General features: G+C 30.6%; 17 protein-coding genes. 12 read left to right on the top strand and 5 right to left on the bottom strand.

Annotated features, from left to right (window positions below):
• Positions 1–42: 42 nt before the first annotated feature.
• The 4 genes from JMO20_RS08795 to namA all read left to right on the top strand — a co-directional run bounded on the left by JMO20_RS08795 (position 43) and on the right by namA (position 4914).
• Positions 43–2067, top strand: coding sequence for a methyl-accepting chemotaxis protein (locus JMO20_RS08795; RefSeq protein ID WP_207753471.1), 2025 nt, complete (start codon positions 43–45; stop codon positions 2065–2067).
• Positions 2054–2359, top strand: a complete 306-nt coding sequence (locus JMO20_RS08790) for an STAS domain-containing protein (RefSeq protein WP_202709209.1) — start codon at positions 2054–2056, stop codon at positions 2357–2359. Before JMO20_RS08795 ends, JMO20_RS08790 begins: the two co-directional genes overlap by 14 nt.
• 114 nt (positions 2360–2473) lie before the next feature.
• Positions 2474–3715 (top strand): aminopeptidase P N-terminal domain-containing protein, encoded by a 1242-nt coding sequence (locus JMO20_RS08785; protein WP_202709208.1) that lies wholly within the window; start codon positions 2474–2476, stop codon positions 3713–3715.
• A 170-nt stretch (positions 3716–3885) separates the two neighbouring features.
• A complete protein-coding gene (gene namA, locus JMO20_RS08780) occupies positions 3886–4914 on the top strand; it encodes an NADPH dehydrogenase NamA (RefSeq protein ID WP_341534014.1) in 1029 nt (342 codons plus the stop codon).
• A 67-nt stretch (positions 4915–4981) separates the two neighbouring features.
• Here the strand turns inward: namA and JMO20_RS08775 are convergent, their stop codons facing one another.
• Positions 4982–5455, bottom strand: coding sequence for a phosphatidylglycerophosphatase A family protein (locus JMO20_RS08775; protein ID WP_202709207.1), 474 nt, complete (start codon positions 5453–5455; stop codon positions 4982–4984).
• Positions 5456–5664: 209 nt separating this feature from the next.
• On the opposite strand from JMO20_RS08775, the gene JMO20_RS08770 reads away from it, so the two are divergent.
• Positions 5665–7293 carry an amidohydrolase gene (locus tag JMO20_RS08770; RefSeq protein ID WP_202709206.1) on the top strand — a complete coding sequence of 543 codons (1629 nt, stop codon included), beginning with the start codon at positions 5665–5667 and terminating at the stop codon, positions 7291–7293.
• Between the two features lie 128 nt (positions 7294–7421).
• On the opposite strand, the gene JMO20_RS20035 is transcribed toward JMO20_RS08770, so the two are convergent.
• The 3 genes from JMO20_RS20035 to JMO20_RS08755 are packed head-to-tail and all read right to left on the bottom strand — an operon-like array spanning position 7422 to position 10165.
• Positions 7422–8645 carry a DHHA1 domain-containing protein gene (locus tag JMO20_RS20035; protein WP_202709205.1) on the bottom strand — a complete coding sequence of 408 codons (1224 nt, stop codon included), beginning with the start codon at positions 8643–8645 and terminating at the stop codon, positions 7422–7424.
• Positions 8646–8654: 9 nt separating this feature from the next.
• Positions 8655–9143 carry a hypothetical protein gene (locus tag JMO20_RS08760; RefSeq protein ID WP_202709204.1) on the bottom strand — a complete coding sequence of 163 codons (489 nt, stop codon included), beginning with the start codon at positions 9141–9143 and terminating at the stop codon, positions 8655–8657.
• A 17-nt stretch (positions 9144–9160) separates the two neighbouring features.
• Positions 9161–10165, bottom strand: coding sequence for a hypothetical protein (locus JMO20_RS08755; RefSeq protein ID WP_202709203.1), 1005 nt, complete (start codon positions 10163–10165; stop codon positions 9161–9163).
• A 312-nt stretch (positions 10166–10477) separates the two neighbouring features.
• On the opposite strand from JMO20_RS08755, the gene eam reads away from it, so the two are divergent.
• The 3 genes from eam to JMO20_RS08740 all read left to right on the top strand — a co-directional run bounded on the left by eam (position 10478) and on the right by JMO20_RS08740 (position 13242).
• Positions 10478–11746 carry a glutamate 2,3-aminomutase gene (gene eam / locus JMO20_RS08750; RefSeq protein WP_279380085.1) on the top strand — a complete coding sequence of 423 codons (1269 nt, stop codon included), beginning with the start codon at positions 10478–10480 and terminating at the stop codon, positions 11744–11746.
• Between the two features lie 74 nt (positions 11747–11820).
• Entirely contained in the window at positions 11821–12501 is a 681-nt protein-coding gene (locus tag JMO20_RS08745; protein ID WP_202709202.1) for a Crp/Fnr family transcriptional regulator, read from the top strand.
• A 147-nt stretch (positions 12502–12648) separates the two neighbouring features.
• The gene (locus JMO20_RS08740) at positions 12649–13242 is read left to right on the top strand and encodes a hypothetical protein (RefSeq protein WP_202709201.1); all 594 of its coding nucleotides are present in this window, start codon (positions 12649–12651) and stop codon (positions 13240–13242) included.
• Between the two features lie 35 nt (positions 13243–13277).
• On the opposite strand, the gene JMO20_RS08735 is transcribed toward JMO20_RS08740, so the two are convergent.
• Entirely contained in the window at positions 13278–13715 is a 438-nt protein-coding gene (locus JMO20_RS08735; protein WP_202709200.1) for a hypothetical protein, read from the bottom strand.
• Positions 13716–13934: 219 nt separating this feature from the next.
• Here JMO20_RS08735 and JMO20_RS08730 point away from each other — a divergent pair, with 219 nt between their 5' ends.
• The 4 genes from JMO20_RS08730 (at position 13935) to arcA (ending at position 17107) form a co-directional block, all read left to right on the top strand.
• Positions 13935–14120 carry a DUF4177 domain-containing protein gene (locus JMO20_RS08730; protein ID WP_202709199.1) on the top strand — a complete coding sequence of 62 codons (186 nt, stop codon included), beginning with the start codon at positions 13935–13937 and terminating at the stop codon, positions 14118–14120.
• 78 nt (positions 14121–14198) lie between these two features.
• Positions 14199–14915 (top strand): N-acetylmuramoyl-L-alanine amidase family protein, encoded by a 717-nt coding sequence (locus JMO20_RS08725; protein ID WP_202709198.1) that lies wholly within the window; start codon positions 14199–14201, stop codon positions 14913–14915.
• Positions 14916–15095: 180 nt separating this feature from the next.
• On the top strand, positions 15096–15827 hold the full coding sequence (locus JMO20_RS08720) for an MBL fold metallo-hydrolase (RefSeq protein WP_202709197.1): 732 nt from the start codon (positions 15096–15098) through the stop codon (positions 15825–15827).
• 41 nt (positions 15828–15868) lie between these two features.
• A complete protein-coding gene (gene arcA / locus JMO20_RS08715) occupies positions 15869–17107 on the top strand; it encodes an arginine deiminase (RefSeq protein ID WP_202709196.1) in 1239 nt (412 codons plus the stop codon).
• Positions 17108–17287 lie beyond the last annotated feature (180 nt).

Here is a 17287-nt window from a genome sequence, read left to right as displayed (position 1 = left end):
TTAATTAAGAATAGCTTACAAGGAGAAAGGTGGGGAAACACTATGAGAATAAATCTAAGATTTAAATTACTAGTTTGTATTTTTATTTTAATTACAATTCCAATTGCAGTATTGGGGACAATATCCTATTTCAATTCTTCGAATTCTTTGCAAACAACAATTGAAGATCAGCTAAATAAGGAAATAAAGCTTGCAGCAGAAAATGTTGAAATGACCTTAGATTCATTGACTAGAGTTGTGGAAAATACTGCTTTAAATGAAAAATTAAGATATTTATTAATGACAGAGAGTGATGCATATAAGGATGGTGCCTATAGATATCTTGAAGAACTATATCAGTCTAATTCTGATATCTTAGAAAGTTTGGTACTTGTTGATACTAGTATGCATTCCGTTGTAGCCAGTGGTGATAAAAATAAAGAGTATGATTTAAGTGATAGAAAGTATATAAAGGATGCTTTCTCAAGTGGATCTGTAACTATAAGTGATGTTATTGTTTCAAAGGATACAGGCAATTCAGTAATAGCTGTTGGTGTACCTATAGAGGAGAATAACAAAATTATTGGTGTATTATTAGGAAGTGTTAAATTTGACCAAATTACTAAGCACCCGGAAAAAATACAAGTAGGAGAAGGCGGATATAGCTATATGATTGACAAGGATGGTTTGATTGTATATCATCCAGTAGGAGAAAAGGTGTTTTCAGAAAACCTAAGTGACACGGAAAATAAGTCGCTCAAAGATTTGGTAGAAGAGATGAAGATGGGAGAAACCTCAGAAGGGTTTTATACATATGAAGGGGTAGAAAAATTTGTTAGCTTTGCCCCAGCAGGTAATTGGTCAATTGCTATAACGGCAAATTACGATGAATATATGGCGCCGGCCATAGAAATTAGAAATGTAACAATTTGGATAGCTTTAATTTCAATTATTTTAGCTATGATATTCGCATATATTTATACAAATTTCGGAATTGTTAAACCTATAAGATTACTAGAAGATAGAATGAGTAAGGCTGGGGAAGGAGATTTAACTGTTAAAGCAAATATTAAATCAAAGGATGAATTGCGAGATTTAGGAGAATCATTCAATAAAATGGTAACAAATCAAGCAGACATTGTTGAGAAACTAAAGGAATCCTCTCATATATTGACTTCTTCTTCTCAGGAGCTTGCTGCTTCATCTCAGCAGGTTAGTGTAACTACTGAGGAAATTAGCGCAAGTATTCAAGAAGTAGCTAATAATGGAGATAAGCAAAATAATTCCACGATAGAAGCTTCGCAGTCATTGGTACAGCTCTCTAGTTTGGTGCAATTAGCTAAAAACAAGGCAGAATCTTTAAATGAGCACTCTAATTTGACTCTCAATGCAGCTGAGGCTGGGAGATACAAAGTAAATGAAACAGTAAATGCCATGGATTCTATAAATGAAAACACCCAAAGAACTATAACTACCCTTAATAGCTTAAACAGTATTACTAATAAAGCAATAGGTATAATTGATACTATTAATTCAATCTCTGAGCAAACTAATCTTTTAGCTTTAAATGCTTCTATAGAAGCTGCTAGAGCAGGTGAGCATGGGAAAGGATTTACAGTAGTAGCAGAAGAAGTAAGACAATTATCAGAAGAATCAACAAGGGAAGCTAATCAAATAGCATCACTAATTAAGGAAATAACTAGTAAAGTTGATGACTTGGTAAATTCAGTAGATGAAAATAAATATGCTGTTGATAATGGTGTAAAGGTTGTAAATGAGACCGATAGCTCTTTTGTAGAAATTATTCAAGCCGTTGAAAAGACCGTTAAAAACATTGGTGAAATAGTTGATTTAACTAAAGATGAAGTTGCTACTTCAGACCAAATAGTTGACTTAATTAATAACATAGCGACAATCACGGAGAATACAGTTTCTAGTACTCATGAGATTGCCGGTAGTACTGAAGAACAAACGGCAGCTATAGAGAACTTATCTTCATCTGCTGAGGAAACAAGCAATTTGGCATGTGACTTGGATGAATTAGTTTCAAAATTTAAAATAAGAGGTGAGGCTGATGATAAACATTAAAACTGAAGATAATAAACAAATTACCATAGCTTTAGTTGGAGAATTTGCACTTGATGAGGTTGATAAGTTTAGAAAAGAGATAAATGAGTATTTTCAGCAAATCCAAGAAAAGATAATAGTAGATTTTTCAAGATGCAGCTTTATTGATAGTACTGGATTAGGAGTATTAGTTTCATTGCATAAGAAATGTGCTGAAAATAATAAGATATTAGAGTTACAGTCTATAAATGATTCAAATGTTAAAAAGGTGTTTAAGTTAACAAGATTAGATAAGGTTTTTAACATTCTTTAACAAACTGTAATTATTGAAGGAATATTGGCTTTAATATAGAATAGTTTCTAAAGTGAGAATAAAAATAGTAGGGATATATTATTTTTATCTATTAAGGAATAGGAAGGTGATAATGTGAATAAAGACTTTTTTATTAATAATCGTAAGAATATAATAGACAATCTAGAAGATGATTCTGTGTTAGTTTTATTTTCAGGATCTGCTCCTCAAAGAAGTGCTGACCAAGGGTATAAATATACAGTGAATAGAAACTTCTATTATTTAGCAGGAGTTGAAAGGGAAAACTTCATATTACTTATTACAAAAAGAAATTCAAAGGTTGAAGAAATTCTATTTATTGAAGAGGTAAATCCAGACATAGAAAAGTGGATAGGCATTAGAATGAGAAAAGAAGAAGCACAAAATGCATCTGGAATTGAAAAAATTCAGTATGTTAATGGATTTAAAGATTTCTTCAGTAGACTTTTATTAGTGAATTCATTTGAAAATTTATATGTGGACTTAGAAAAAAGAGGTTGGGATGAACTAGATACCTTAGGTGTAAAGTTTGCTAAAGAAAGCAGAGACAGATATCCATATCTAAATATAAAGAATATACATGGTGATATTGCTCAATTAAGAGTAATTAAATCAGATGAAGAAGTTGAAAAAATTAGTAAGGCTGTTGAAATAACTGGTGAAGGTATTAAGAGTATAATGGAAAATCTTAAGCCAGGAGTTAAAGAATATCAGTTAGAAGCTCATTTTGACTTTACTATAAAATCACTAGGAGCTCAGGATAATGCTTTTAAAACAATTGCTGCTTCAGGAGAAAATGCAGTAATTCTTCATTACGTTGAAAATAAAAATGAAGCTAAAAATGATAATTTGATATTATTTGACTTAGGAGCAGAGTATGACAATTATTGTGCTGATATCAGTAGGACTTTCCCTGTAAATGGTAAATTTACTGAGAGACAAAAACAAATTTATAATATTGTTTTAAAAGCAATGGAAGAAACTATTTCAGCAGTAAAACCAGGACTTCCTTTTACCGAATTAAACAAAATTACTACTAAAGTTTTAACTGAAGAGTGTAAAAAAATAGGTTTAATTAAGGAAGACTCAGAAATAAAGAATTATTATTATCATGGAGTAAGTCACTTCCTAGGGCTAGATACTCATGATGTAGGAAATCGTGATGTGAAACTAGAACCAGGAATGATATTTACAGTTGAACCTGGTCTTTATATAGCTAACGAGGGTATAGGTATTAGAATTGAAGATGATATTTTAGTTACTGAGGATGGATATAAGAACTTATCCAAAGATATTATAAAATCAGTTGAAGAAATTGAAGATTTTATGAATAGATAAATTAGTCTTAGTAAGATAATATTATTTGATTCAACTAATCAGTTAAAAATGCAGAAGTAAAGCAGCATGGTATCTATCTTTATTGGATGCATGCTGCTTTTTTATTAAAATTTAATTTGATTCCTTTGTAGTTTTATTACATTCATTGGGTAATATATAGGAGAAAAGGAGTGATTAATACAATGCTTTTTGAAAAATATAATATTAAAAATATGGAGCTAAAGAATAGAATTGTTATGCCTCCTATGTGTATGTACACTGCTGATAATCAAGGATATGTTAATGATTGGCATATGACCCATTACACTAGTAGAGCTATAGGTCAAGTAGGTTTGATTATTGTTGAAGCCACAGCTGTGGTACCTAATGGAAGGATCTCAGCCAATGATTTAGGGATATGGGATGACAGTCATATAAATGGTTTAAGCAAATTGGTTAATGAATGTCAAGATAAGGGGACAAAAATGGCCCTACAACTAGCCCATGCTGGAAGAAAATGTGGAGTAAATGAAGTAGAGACTGTTGCTCCGAGCTCTTTCGATTTCAGTGATAAATATTCAGTACCAAAAGAGATAACTAAGGATGAAATAAAAAATGTAATTAATGCATTTAAAGAAGGAGCAAGAAGAGCTGATGAAGCAGGTTTTGATGCAATAGAAATTCATGCTGCTCACGGTTATCTAATACATGAGTTTTTATCACCAATTGCTAATAAAAGAAATGATGAGTATGGAGGTAGCTTAGAAAATAGAACAAGGTTTTTAAAGGAAATCATATATAGTATTAAAGAAGTTTGGCCAAAGGAAAAACCAATTTGGATTAGAGTCTCCGCAGACGATTATCTAGAGGGTGGATTAGAGGTTAAGGATATAGTAGATATGATTAATAACATTAAGGAACACATAGATATGGTTCATGTAAGTTCAGGTGGAATAGATATAGCTGATATTAATGTTTATCCTGGTTATCAAGTAAAATACTCTGAAACAATAAAAGAAAAGTGTTATATTCCAACGATTGCAGTTGGATGGATAACAAATTATGAACAAAGCGAAGAAATAATCTCAAATCATAGATCAGATTTAGTAGCATTAGGAAGGGAGCTCTTAAGAAACCCCTATTGGCCTATACATGAGGCAATGAGAAAAGGCATTAAGATATCAATTCCAGAACAATATGAAAGAGCAATTAAATTATAATAAAGTAAAAGCAAATGACCTTGTATATCAATATACAAGGTCATCTATAATTAGTTTTTTAATACTTTTAATTATCACCGTGAGAATGAGCAATTCTAGCACAAGCTGCTGCGACTATACCACTAATTAGGTCATCTAGGAAGGTATGAACCTGGTCAGTAGTCTTGCCTAATTTATCGACTTTCCCAATAATTCCTATCTTTATTTTATCTAGATAGCCAAAGTTTGTAAATCCAATTGAGCCATATACATTAGTTATACTTAAAGCCAAAACCTCATCTATTCCATATAGAGATTTATCATTTTGAATTATTGATAATAAGGGCTCCTCTATTAAGCCTTCTTCAGCTAATCTATCAAGCTCTAAACCAGTAAGTATGGCATTTTGAACCTCTCTTTTATCTAACACACCTTTAACATTTTGTATTGCTTCATCCATAGTTATATCTAAATAATCTTTTTGTAATTCAAAAACCAGTTCTGCCATCTCTTCAATTGATGCGCCTCTTTCCTTTAGCTTCTTTACAACGATATCCTTCATGTCTACCTCCTATAATTCATATTAAAAAAGGGTTTCATTACATAGTATTCTAACGATACCAATAATGTGTTATAATTATTATAATTTAAAAAAAACATAGTTTTTATACTTGAAACTATATTATTTGAAGACTAGAATAAATAATATTTACCCAGAACAATTGATATTACACAATATATATGTTTTTTAAATGAAAAAGGAGGGTAAGAATGAGTAAAAAATTCTTATATAATGGCAGTATTCTAACGATGGATGACAAGAAAAGGGAAGTAGAATCAGTTTTGATTGAGAATAGTAAGATAGTTTTTTGCGGTGATTATGAAAAAGGCTTAAATCTAATAGATGAAAACACTGAAAAAATTGATTTAAATGGTAGAACTCTTTTGCCAGGGTTTAATGACAGTCATTTACACCTTTTTAATTATAGCTTATCTCAATATAAAGTTAATCTTTTTGATATGATTTCTATAACTGATATTAAAAATGAGTTGAAAAGCTTTAGAGAGAATGAAGAACTAAAGGTATTTGGAGACTGGATAGTTGGGTTTGGTTGGAATCACATATATTTTGAGGATAAAAAATTACCTAGTAAAGAAGATATAGATGGAATAATAGATGATAGACCTGTATTTTTATCTAGAGCTTGTGGACATATTTGTTTAGTTAATTCAAAGGCTTTGGAATTAGCAGGAATTGATAAAGACACAGAGGATCCTAAAGGTGGAAGAATTGACAGAGATCCTAATACGGGGGAACCTACAGGGATTCTTAGAGAGAATGCTTTATACTTGGTATATGATAAAATACCCATGTTGGAAGATATAAATAAAGTTAAAGAATTAATATATATTGGTATCAAAAAGGCAAATGAAGTGGGATTAACATCTATTCAAACAGATGACTTTTCCCATGTGAAATTCTATACTCAAATAATTGATGCTTATAAGCTTTTGAAGGAAGAAGGTAATTTGAATGCAAGAATTAACCTTCAAATGCTTTTAAAAGATACCGATAAATTAAAGGAATTTTTAAAGCTAGATATTAAGACTGGAGATGGTGATGCAAACTTGAGGTTTGGTCCATTAAAGATTTTGGCTGATGGTTCATTGGGATCGAGAACAGCTGCTCTAGAAGAGCCCTATAGTGATGATGAAAGCACATATGGAGTTTTAATTTATAAAGATGAAGAAATATATGAAGTTTTAAAGATGGCCCATACAAATGGATTGCAGTTAGCAGTACATGCAATTGGTGATAGATGTATGAATCAAATTTTAGATATATATGCTAAATTAACAAAGGAATATCCTAAGGAAGATCCAAGATATAGAATAATTCATGCCCAGATAGCATCTAGTGAAATATTTAATAGATTCAAGACATTAGATGTTATTGCAGATGTACAACCAATATTCATGAAAACTGATATGTATATGGCAGAAGAGAGAGTTGGTAATGATAGATTAAAGACTAGCTATGCATGGAAAACAATGATGGATAAAGGTATTCACTTATCAGGTAGCTCTGATTGTCCTATTGAACCCTTTGATCCAATTTTAGGTATATATTCTGTTGTAACTCGTAAAGATTTGAAGGAAAATCCTAAAGGTGGCTGGAACTCAAATGAATGTTTAGATATTTACGATGCACTTAAGCTATATACTACAAATTCTGCCTATAGTACTTATGAGGAAAATATTAAGGGGAAGATTGAAGAGGGTATGTTAGCAGATTTAGTAATATTATCTGATGATATTATGAAAATAGAAGAGGAAAGTATAAAGGATATAAGGGTTGATATGACTATGTTAGGAGGAAAGGTTGTATTTGAGCGATAGTAAACGCATATTAGGCATAATATGACATTGAACATTGATAGCCATTATATTTGATAGTAAAAATAGCAGGATTAAATCCAAATTATCTGGATTTAACCCTGCTTAATTTTGCATTCAATATACTCTATTTAAACGTTTGGTTTTAAATTATTATATAGCTCGCTTTCAATTAGCTTTAGACTAGTTTCGATGCATCTTTCTAATTTTTCAACTCTTGAACCGCCACCTTGGGCCATTTTGGGATTCCCACCACCTTGACCATTGATTATTCCAATAACATCATTAAAAATCTCTCTTATATTTAATTCTATATCATTTGACCTACCAAGGACTATTTGACATTTATTATCCTCTACAACACCCATTGAAACAATCGAATTATAATTTTCAATGATTTGTGTAGCCATATATCTCACATCCTTGAAACTTGTATCTGTAAATATTGTAGAAACAATATTTATTCCATTATAATCCCAAGAGTTGCTGATTAAGTCTTTTATTTCGTAATCCACTAGTTTCACCTTTAAGTCCTTCACTTTCTTCATAAGGTCTTTATTCTCATCATAGATCCTTTTTACGCCTTCTAGTGAATCCATATCTTTAACAGACAGTAAATTAGAAATTTCATTGATTTGACTATTTTTCCATCTAAAGTCCTCTAAAGCTCTATTTCCACATATAAATTCAACTCGAATATTGCCCTTATATTTTTCCCATTTTCTTATCTTTATGAGACCGACTTCACCTGTGTTTCTCATATGAGTTCCTCCACAGGGAGTATAATCTATATCATTTATCTCTACAATTCTAATATTACTGTCAACAGTAGGTTGCTTTCTCAAAGGTAGGTTTGATACATCATTTTTATCAATATAGTAAGCTTTCACTTCAAAATTTGAAAATACTACTTTATTAGCAAAATCTTCTATTTTTTTGATATCTGAATCCTTTAATTCAGGAAGATCTATATCTATATAGACAAATTCACTACCAAGATGGAACCCAATTGTTTTACCATTATATAATTTGCTAAAAACAGTAGATAGAATATGCTGACCAGTATGCTGTTGCATATGGGTAAACCTTGTATTCCAATCTATATTTAAAATAACTTCATCTCCGATTATGTCATCTTCAACTACATGAACAATATCGTTATCCTTTTCATATACGTCTATAACCTTCACGTCGTTCATTGTTCCAATATCTTTAGGTTGTCCACCTGATAGATGTGGATAGAATATGGTTCGATTAAGGACAATATGAAAGGCTCCCTTTTTATACTGTTTTTTCACAACTTTAGCTGTGAGTTCTCTTAAATACGGGTTTTCTCTATAAAGTTTTTCAGTCACTTTTACACCTCACTTTAGTTTGTAGTCAACTCCAACTTCATCGGCTAATTTTAGAACCTTATCATTGTATTCGTTCATTAATTCCTTAGATTCTTTAAGGAGTTCCCCGGTCTTGTCAATTTTCTCATTACTTTTTTCTTCAATTCCTTCCTTTAAGCTAGTTAAAGCTTCTAGTTGTTTCTTGGCCCCTTGTACATATAGACTATGTATACTTTTGACTTCTTCAGTATTAAGGGAAATTGCCTCTAATTTTTCTACAAACTGAGTATATTTAGGAATTATACTATCTTTCAAAGAGCTATATAGAATTTGATAAGAATAATCATCCTGTGAAATAATACTCTGATACTCGTCTAGGGCTTCACCCTCCAAATTAGTAATTCGAGGCAGTTTATCATTAGTATAGTTTAGTAAATCATCTTTAGTGGTATTTGAACATCCTATTACAGCGAAAATAATAATAGTTAGAATACCTAATAAAACAATCTTCTTTCGCATTTTATACCTCCTCATCTCTAAAACATTCTTAATAGTTCCAAATCTTTTTCATCTATATAATTTATTTTACCATTTTTATCAATAACTTTATAGTGGTTATCTTGAGAGTTCATTAGTGATTCTACTGATTGAGATGAATCCTCGATGATTCCAACTATTTTATTGCTATTTTTTATTTTACCCACACCTTGAAGGAAATACTGATAGTTTTCATTCCATATACTTGTAAGCTCAAAGCTTTTATCAGTAGCAAGTTGAAAATCCTCTGGGATAGAGTCATCTTCCGTTGGCTGGCTTTCATATTTAGCTAAGCTTTTAGCTGTATTAATGACGATTGTTCCATTATCAACAGACATATAGTCAATTAGATTGTTTTCATTTAGTCTATACCATTTAGGATTTTCAATTGAAGGGTCAAACCACTTTTCGTAGTAAAAAGCCTCATACTCCATTGACTCTCTATATACTTCCTCATAATCTTCATCAATTAACGTAAAAATACGTATATAATCATCAATGAAGTAAGCTCCAAAGCTTTCATCAAGCAATTCTTCAATCACCAGAAATACTCTGTTATTCAAAGCATCTTCAAGGGGCTCAACATTTTCAATAAAAGCTAAATCTTTGATTTTATTCTCATAAACATATTTATCGTCTTTAAGTTTATAGATTCCAATAATTCCTTCATCCTTGGATAAATTCATAACAATTACTAGTTCTTCCTGCAAATCTCTAGTTATCTCCATAGGGTATATGGTCATTTCTATATAGTCAGTATACTCTAGCCAGTCTTCGTAATCCAGGTCTTCTAATACGAGAACTTTTATTATATCTTCTGCCTTTTTATGCAGTTCTCTATCTTCTGAAAAGTAATTTTTAATTAATTGGATTGTAATATTAGAGTTTAAATCAAATGCACTACTGAATGTAGTTTTTAATTTAGTTGCATTATAATAGTTTTTTCCTATAAAAATTGAGCTAAGAATAATAAAAATTAAAAATAAAAATGTAAATTTTTTCATTGCTATCCCCACTTTAGAAAATATTGACAAACCCTTAATAATTAGCTATAATATATAGTGCCGGACTTTTTCCAAGTCACCGTAAAACATATCGAGATTAAATTCTTATCAAATTTTTGATTTCTAAACAATCAAAACCCAAGGATTCTTATACTTTATATTATTTTTAGAAAACTGTTTTTATTCTTTGTACAAGACTATTTTTTGAGTTAACAAAATAGCCTTGATTTTAGTAACTTTTTTTAATAAAAATGCCCAAGCCTTTTTTGTGTTTTGGGTAATAATATAAATTATGTAATAGGAGGAATGCTGATGACAGAGAAAAAAGATATGTCCAAAAGAGAAATATCATTACAAAGAGCTGATGAGTTAAAATCTAAGATTAACGATTACCTAGAAGCAAGAGAAAATATTCAAAAAGGTTTAGAGTTAGAGGAAGAGTTTCAAAAATCAAAGGAAAACATATTAAATATACTAGGTGGAACTGAAGAAGACTGGGACGATTATAAGTGGCAGTTGAAGAATAGGATTAGAGATGTAGAAACCCTTAGTAAAATTATAAATCTTTCTGATAAAGAGAAACAAGAAGTCAAAGAAATAACGGGTAGATACAGATGGGCTATATCTCCTTATTATGCTAGCTTAATAAATAAGAATGATAAATATGACCCTATTAAGCTTCTTTCTGTACCAACTGTTGCTGAAATAGTGAACAAGGGTGGAGAAAGAGACCCAATGGGAGAAGAGTTTACAAATCCAGCTGGAAGTGTCACAAGAAGGTATCCTGATAGACTAATTATAAATGTAACTAATGAATGTGCAATGTATTGTAGACATTGTCAGAGAAGAAGAAATATTGGTCAGAAGGATGAGCATAGGTCAAATGAAATGATACAACAGTCTATAGACTATATTAGAGATAATCCAGAAATAAGGGATGTTTTAATCACTGGAGGAGATCCTCTTACTTTACCAACCCACAGATTAGAATGGATTTTAAAAGAATTAAAATCTATTCAGCATGTGGAGTATATTAGAATTGGATCTAGAACTCTAGTTACTATGCCTCAGAGGATTACAGATGAGCTTGTTGACGTACTTAAGAAATACCATCCGATTTATATTAATACACATTTCAATCATCCTAAGGAAGTAACAAAGGAATCAAAGGCAGCTTGTGAAAAACTTGCAAATGCGGGAATTCCTTTAGGTAACCAAGCAGTACTATTAAATGGAATTAACAATGATAAGTTTGTTATGAGATGTTTGAATCATGAGTTATTAAAAGTCAGAGTAAGACCTTATTATATTTTCCATGCTAAGCATGTAGAGGGAACAGAACATTTCAATACTTCTGTAGATGATGGTTTGGAAATTATGGAATATTTAAGAGGTTATACATCTGGACTGGCTATTCCTACTTATATTGTCAATGCACCTAAGGGACAAGGAAAAACTCCAATGTTACCAGAATATCTAATCTCTAGAGGAAAAGATTATATTATGATTCGAACTTGGGAAGGAAAGGTTATAAAATATGCTAATTATCCTACTCAAGATTTTAAGGAAATAGTGAAGTAAAGACTAAATTGGAACAAGAAGGGTTAGAGTAATTAATACTCTAGCTCTAATTATTTTAGAAAGAAGGTATCATAATGAACATTGGTGAATACATTAGAGAGATTCCTTTATTCAGTCAAATTAAAGATGATCAATTAGAAGAAGTAAAAAACATAACCAGTGAGCGGTTTTATAAAAAAAGTAAGATTATAATTACTGAAGGAAATAAAGGAGATTCAATATTCATTATAAAATCGGGAAAAGTTAAAATTTTTAAAACATCCCTTGATGGTAGAGAAATAATATTGGATATTAAGGCAGAGGGAAGTGTCTTTGGAGAGGTCGTTCTATTTAATAATATAGACTATCCTGCTACCGTTGAGGCAATCGAGGATACCTATGTTTATATTTTAAAAAATATTGATATTGAGAATTTATTGAAGGATAATTCTAATATCGCTTTAGAGATGATAAAAATATTAAATAAAAGGTTAACTCAAGCCCAGAAAAAGTTAAAGAATATTGCTTTAAATGACACTTATGTTAGGGCGGCACAGTTAATCTTGACTTTGAGTGATAAATATGGAAAGAAAATAGATGGTGGGTTAGTTATAGAATTGAGTTTAACAAGGGAAGAACTAGCTAATTTAGTAGGTACATCCAGGGAAACTATAAGTAGAGCTTTGAGTCAGTTTAGTAAAGAAAACGCAATTGAAATAAAAGGAAGAAAAATAGTAGTTACTGATAAAGAAAAATTAAAAGAATGGCTAGTATAATCCGAAGAAAAGTCTTTGGATTATATTTTTTTATCCATTTTAAATCTTCTCACGTATAATATTGTAAGGGCTACATTGCTAAAATAAGGTAATAATTATCTAAAAATTGGAAATAATAGTAATATATATTGATAAGGAGGTATAACTATGGATTTAATTAGAAATATGATCTCAGACCTAACAGAGTTTATAAACTTTTTTAAGATGAAATATAAATATGACCAAAGAGGAGTCTTAAAAAGATATAGACTCAAGTTTGGACTAAACAAAAAATTGACTGAAGACGTTTGGTGTGACCTCTTTGTGGAAAAATCTGCTTATAATTATTGTGCCAAATTATTACTAATCAAATATTGGGAAGACAATGGAAAAATATCATCTAAAATCAATAAAGATGGGTTGTTGAAATGGAATAACTTAGTCACTAATATAGAAAACTATTATAGTACTTTGTACAAAATATCTGAAATTGATATGATGGAATGCCAAGAGATGAAGGATATTTTCAAAGAAAGTGACTACGATATTTTTGAAATAGATGATGAGTTAGCAGGTTTTGCTATTGGCAAGCTAAAAGAATACAGCTTTAAGGGTTATAAATATGATTTATTGGTTAATATATTTAATAGATTTTATGTAGATGAAAAAAGCTCTGGTGTAAACCTACAATATTTTTATAAGCCTGCAAAAGCAATAGACTATGTATTAACACTAAAAAGCAATGAAGAAAAGCTTGGTTAAAATAAAATAACGGCCCAACGGCCGTTTTATTTTGACTAATATTCGTCAAAGTTATCATCAATTGTATCTTCATTATCTAAATCTTCACTTTCATCATAAATATCTTCATAAATAACTTCATCTTCATTAATTAAAGCATCATCATAATCTTCATGTAAGTATTTAGCATATTCGCTTTCTAGAAGAGCATCCATCTCTCGGCTATTAATTCTTTCTTTTTTATCCATTACAAAGCTACTTATATTACTCATACCTTCATCATCAAGTTGATCAATTATTTCATCATAGAGGTCAAGTATTACATCAATTATGTCTCTCATATCTCTAGGATTAAACTCAAAGTTTTGATATTCTTTTTCAGATATAAAATTTGAAATAACATCTAGTGCGATTTCAGATTCCTCTAATGAACTATAATAAATTTCATCATAAAGCTTATTTAGCTCATTGATTTCAATTTCACTTTTATACATAATTAACAACCCTCCTCAATTCCAATGTACTAGTTAGTTATATTCAAATAATTCTATTCAGCCTCTAGAATTGATTATAAGCAATAATAAATAAGTTGCTTATAATACTATTATTTTCTTAAAAACCATTTATGTCAATATGTAATTTTATCTTATTATATGTAAGCTAGAGATATTAAATTACTATTATGTTATAATAACCTAATAGGAGGCGATTTCATGAAAAAATTTGAATATAAAATTGTTAATTTTAGAACCCATGGAATGGTTAATTTGGTGCTAACTAAGGACCATGAAAAACAAATGAATCAGTTAGGTGAAGATGGTTGGGAGTTAGTAGATATAAATGATGCGAAAACTGGCAGAACAATTATGGGAATCTTTAAAAGGGAGAAAAATGACTAGAGTACATAAATAGCAATAGTAACAATATTAACTACTTTCCAATAAAATATTCTAGGAAATATTATTGGAGGTATGATTATGAAAATATGTATTGACCCAGGACACGGTGGTAAAGACACAGGTGCATCAAAATTTAATCTTCATGAAAAGGATGTTAACTTGGATATTGCAAAAAAGCTTAAACAAGCTTTAGTTGACGAAGGAATTCAAGTTCAAATGACTAGAGATAAAGATAAATCTATGTCATTAAGTGAAAGGGGTCAAATGATAAATAGCTCAGAATTTGACTTTGTGGTTTCAGTCCACAATAATTCAGCTTTAAGTGAAGATGCTAGAGGAAGTGAGATTATATATCCTAGTAATTCACAGAAAGGGAAAGAATTAAGTCAATATATTTTAGACGAATTAGGATTAACAGGACTACGTAAAAGAAAAGTGTATACTAGGCTTAATAGCTCGGGCGAAGATTATTATTATATGATAAGAGAGATAAATCCACTATCTATAATAGTAGAATGTGCCTTTATTTCTAATCCATATAACAATGAATTTCTTAAACAAGAAGAGTCTAGACAAAGAATTGCTTTAGCTATAAAAAGAGGAATTATTAGGTATAAAGAGAAATATTATAGTGGAATTGAAGAACATTGGGCTATGGATAGCTTTAAGAGACTAAGAGATGAAAAATTAGTGTTAAATAAACATGACTTAGATGACTATGTAACATGGGGAGAATTTGCTACTTTAGTTGTTAGATTATTAGATAGAATGGATGAAATAAATAATGATAACTAATTTGAGACCAATAGTTATTATGAAAAATTATACGCTATAAAAGAAGGCTAAAGCATCACTGGTCTTCTTTTTATGTAAAATGTTAGTAGCACTATTATATCCCTAAACATAGGGATAAAAAAGTAACTTTAGTAAATAATATAAAGAGGTTTAATACCATTGCTATAGGGAGTGAAAATAATGAAATTAACAGTGCTTGGGAATAATGGACCCTATCCAAAAGCAGGTGGCGCATGCTCCGGATATTTATTAGAAGAAGGTGAAACAAAAATTCTTCTTGATTGTGGAAATGGTGTGCTATCTACTTTGTTAAAAGTTTGTGATTTAGAAGAAATTGATGGAATCTTTTTATCTCATCTACATAGTGACCATATGGCAGACATACTGATTATGAAATATGCTATTGGAATAAATAAAAACAATAAACCAGTAAAAAGTATTCCTTTATATTTGCCTATGGAAGACATGGATCTCGTTAATAGGCTTAATTATAACGATGCCTTTGAAATACATGGTATAGAAGAAGGTAAGCCTGTAGATATTAATGACCTCAGTATTGATTTTAAAAAAATGAATCATCCAATTGAGACATATGGCATAAGAGTGAAAAATGGAGAAAAAGTTATGGTATACTCTGCTGATACCTCTTATAACGAAGAGTTAGTTACATTTGCATCGGATGCTGACTTATTTCTATGTGAATCTGGAGTTCTTGAAGAGGATTTAACAGAGACTACCCCCCATCTATCACCAAAGCAGGCCGGTGAAATTGCCACTAAGGCAAATGTTGAAAGATTAATACTTACCCATTTTTATCCCGAATATAGGCTAGATAAGATAGCTAATGAAGCACAAGAAAGTTTTGACTCAGAACTAGAATTATCGGAACCAATGAAGACATATTTTGTATAAAATAATAACAAAAGAACAAAGTCTCTAGAGGAGGTATTCTGATGAGTGATGTTAGTAGACCACTAAACGTAAAGTCAGAAATCGGTAAATTAAAAAAAGTACTACTCCATAGACCAGGAAAAGAACTGGAGAATTTAATGCCAGAGTACTTGGAAAGATTACTATTTGATGATATACCATACTTAGAAATAGCACAGAAAGAACATGATGCTTTTGCTCAGATATTAAGGGATAATGGAGTAGAGGTATCGTATTTAGAGAACTTAGCTTCAGAAGCAATTGTAGAGGATGAGATTAGAAAACAGTTGGTTGAAGACTACCTGGATGAAGGAAACATTATTGGAAAAGGAAGTCGTGAAGTAATTAAAAACTATTTTAAAGAGCTTAACAATAAAGACCTAGTAGAAAAAATGATGGCAGGAATAAGAAAAACAGAGCTTGCAGATAGTAAGGATAAATCTCTATCCGATATGATAGATTCTAGATATCCCTTTGTAGTAGATCCCATGCCGAATCTGTATTTTACAAGGGATCCTTTTGCAACAATTGGTTCAGGAATTACTCTTAATCGAATGAAGACAGAAACTAGAAACAGAGAAACTCTTTTTGCAAAATATATTTTTAAATATCATCCTAGATATAGAAATATTAACGTCCCTATCTGGTACGATAGAAAAGAAGGTTCTCCGATGGAGGGTGGAGATGAACTTATACTCAGTGATAAGGTCATAGCTATTGGAATATCAGCGAGAACTGATGCAGTATCTATTGAAAAGTTTGCAAGAAAAATACTATATAGTGATGAAAGCTTCGAGACTATATTGGCCTTTGATATCCCTAAAAGAAGAGCATTTATGCATTTGGATACAGTTTTTACGATGGTAGACTATGATAAATTTACTATTCATCCAGCAATAGAAGGACCGCTAACTGTATTTTCATTAACAAAGAATAAAAATGGTGGAGATAAATTAAATATTGTCAAAGAAGAAGCAACTTTAAAAGAAATCTTGAAAAAGTACTTGGAATTAGATAATATTACTTTGATAAGGTGTGCTGGTGGTAATCTGATTGATGCATCTAGGGAGCAATGGAATGACGGGTCTAATACTCTCGCCATAGCTCCAGGGGAGGTAATAGTTTACTCAAGAAATTATGTTACTAATAGAGTATTAAGGGATCATGGTATTAAAGTACATGAAATGCCAAGTTCGGAGCTTTCAAGAGGACGAGGAGGTCCCAGATGTATGAGTATGCCCCTTATTAGAGAAGACTTATGATAAAAAACATAAACTCGTATTTTTAGATAAGAACATCAATTAAGACACTTTATATTTAATAAATAGGAAATTGTATAGAAATTTAGTATGCAATTTCCTTAAATAACAAATTAATAAGAGGAGGAAATTAAAATGGCATTTAATTTAAAAGGAAGAAGTTTTTTAACACTAAAGGATTTT

It is taken from the genome of Sporosalibacterium faouarense (assembly GCF_016765695.1).
GTDB lineage: Bacteria > Bacillota > Clostridia > Tissierellales > VENL01 > Sporosalibacterium > Sporosalibacterium faouarense.
This window is presented reverse-complemented; position numbering and strand designations above follow the sequence as displayed.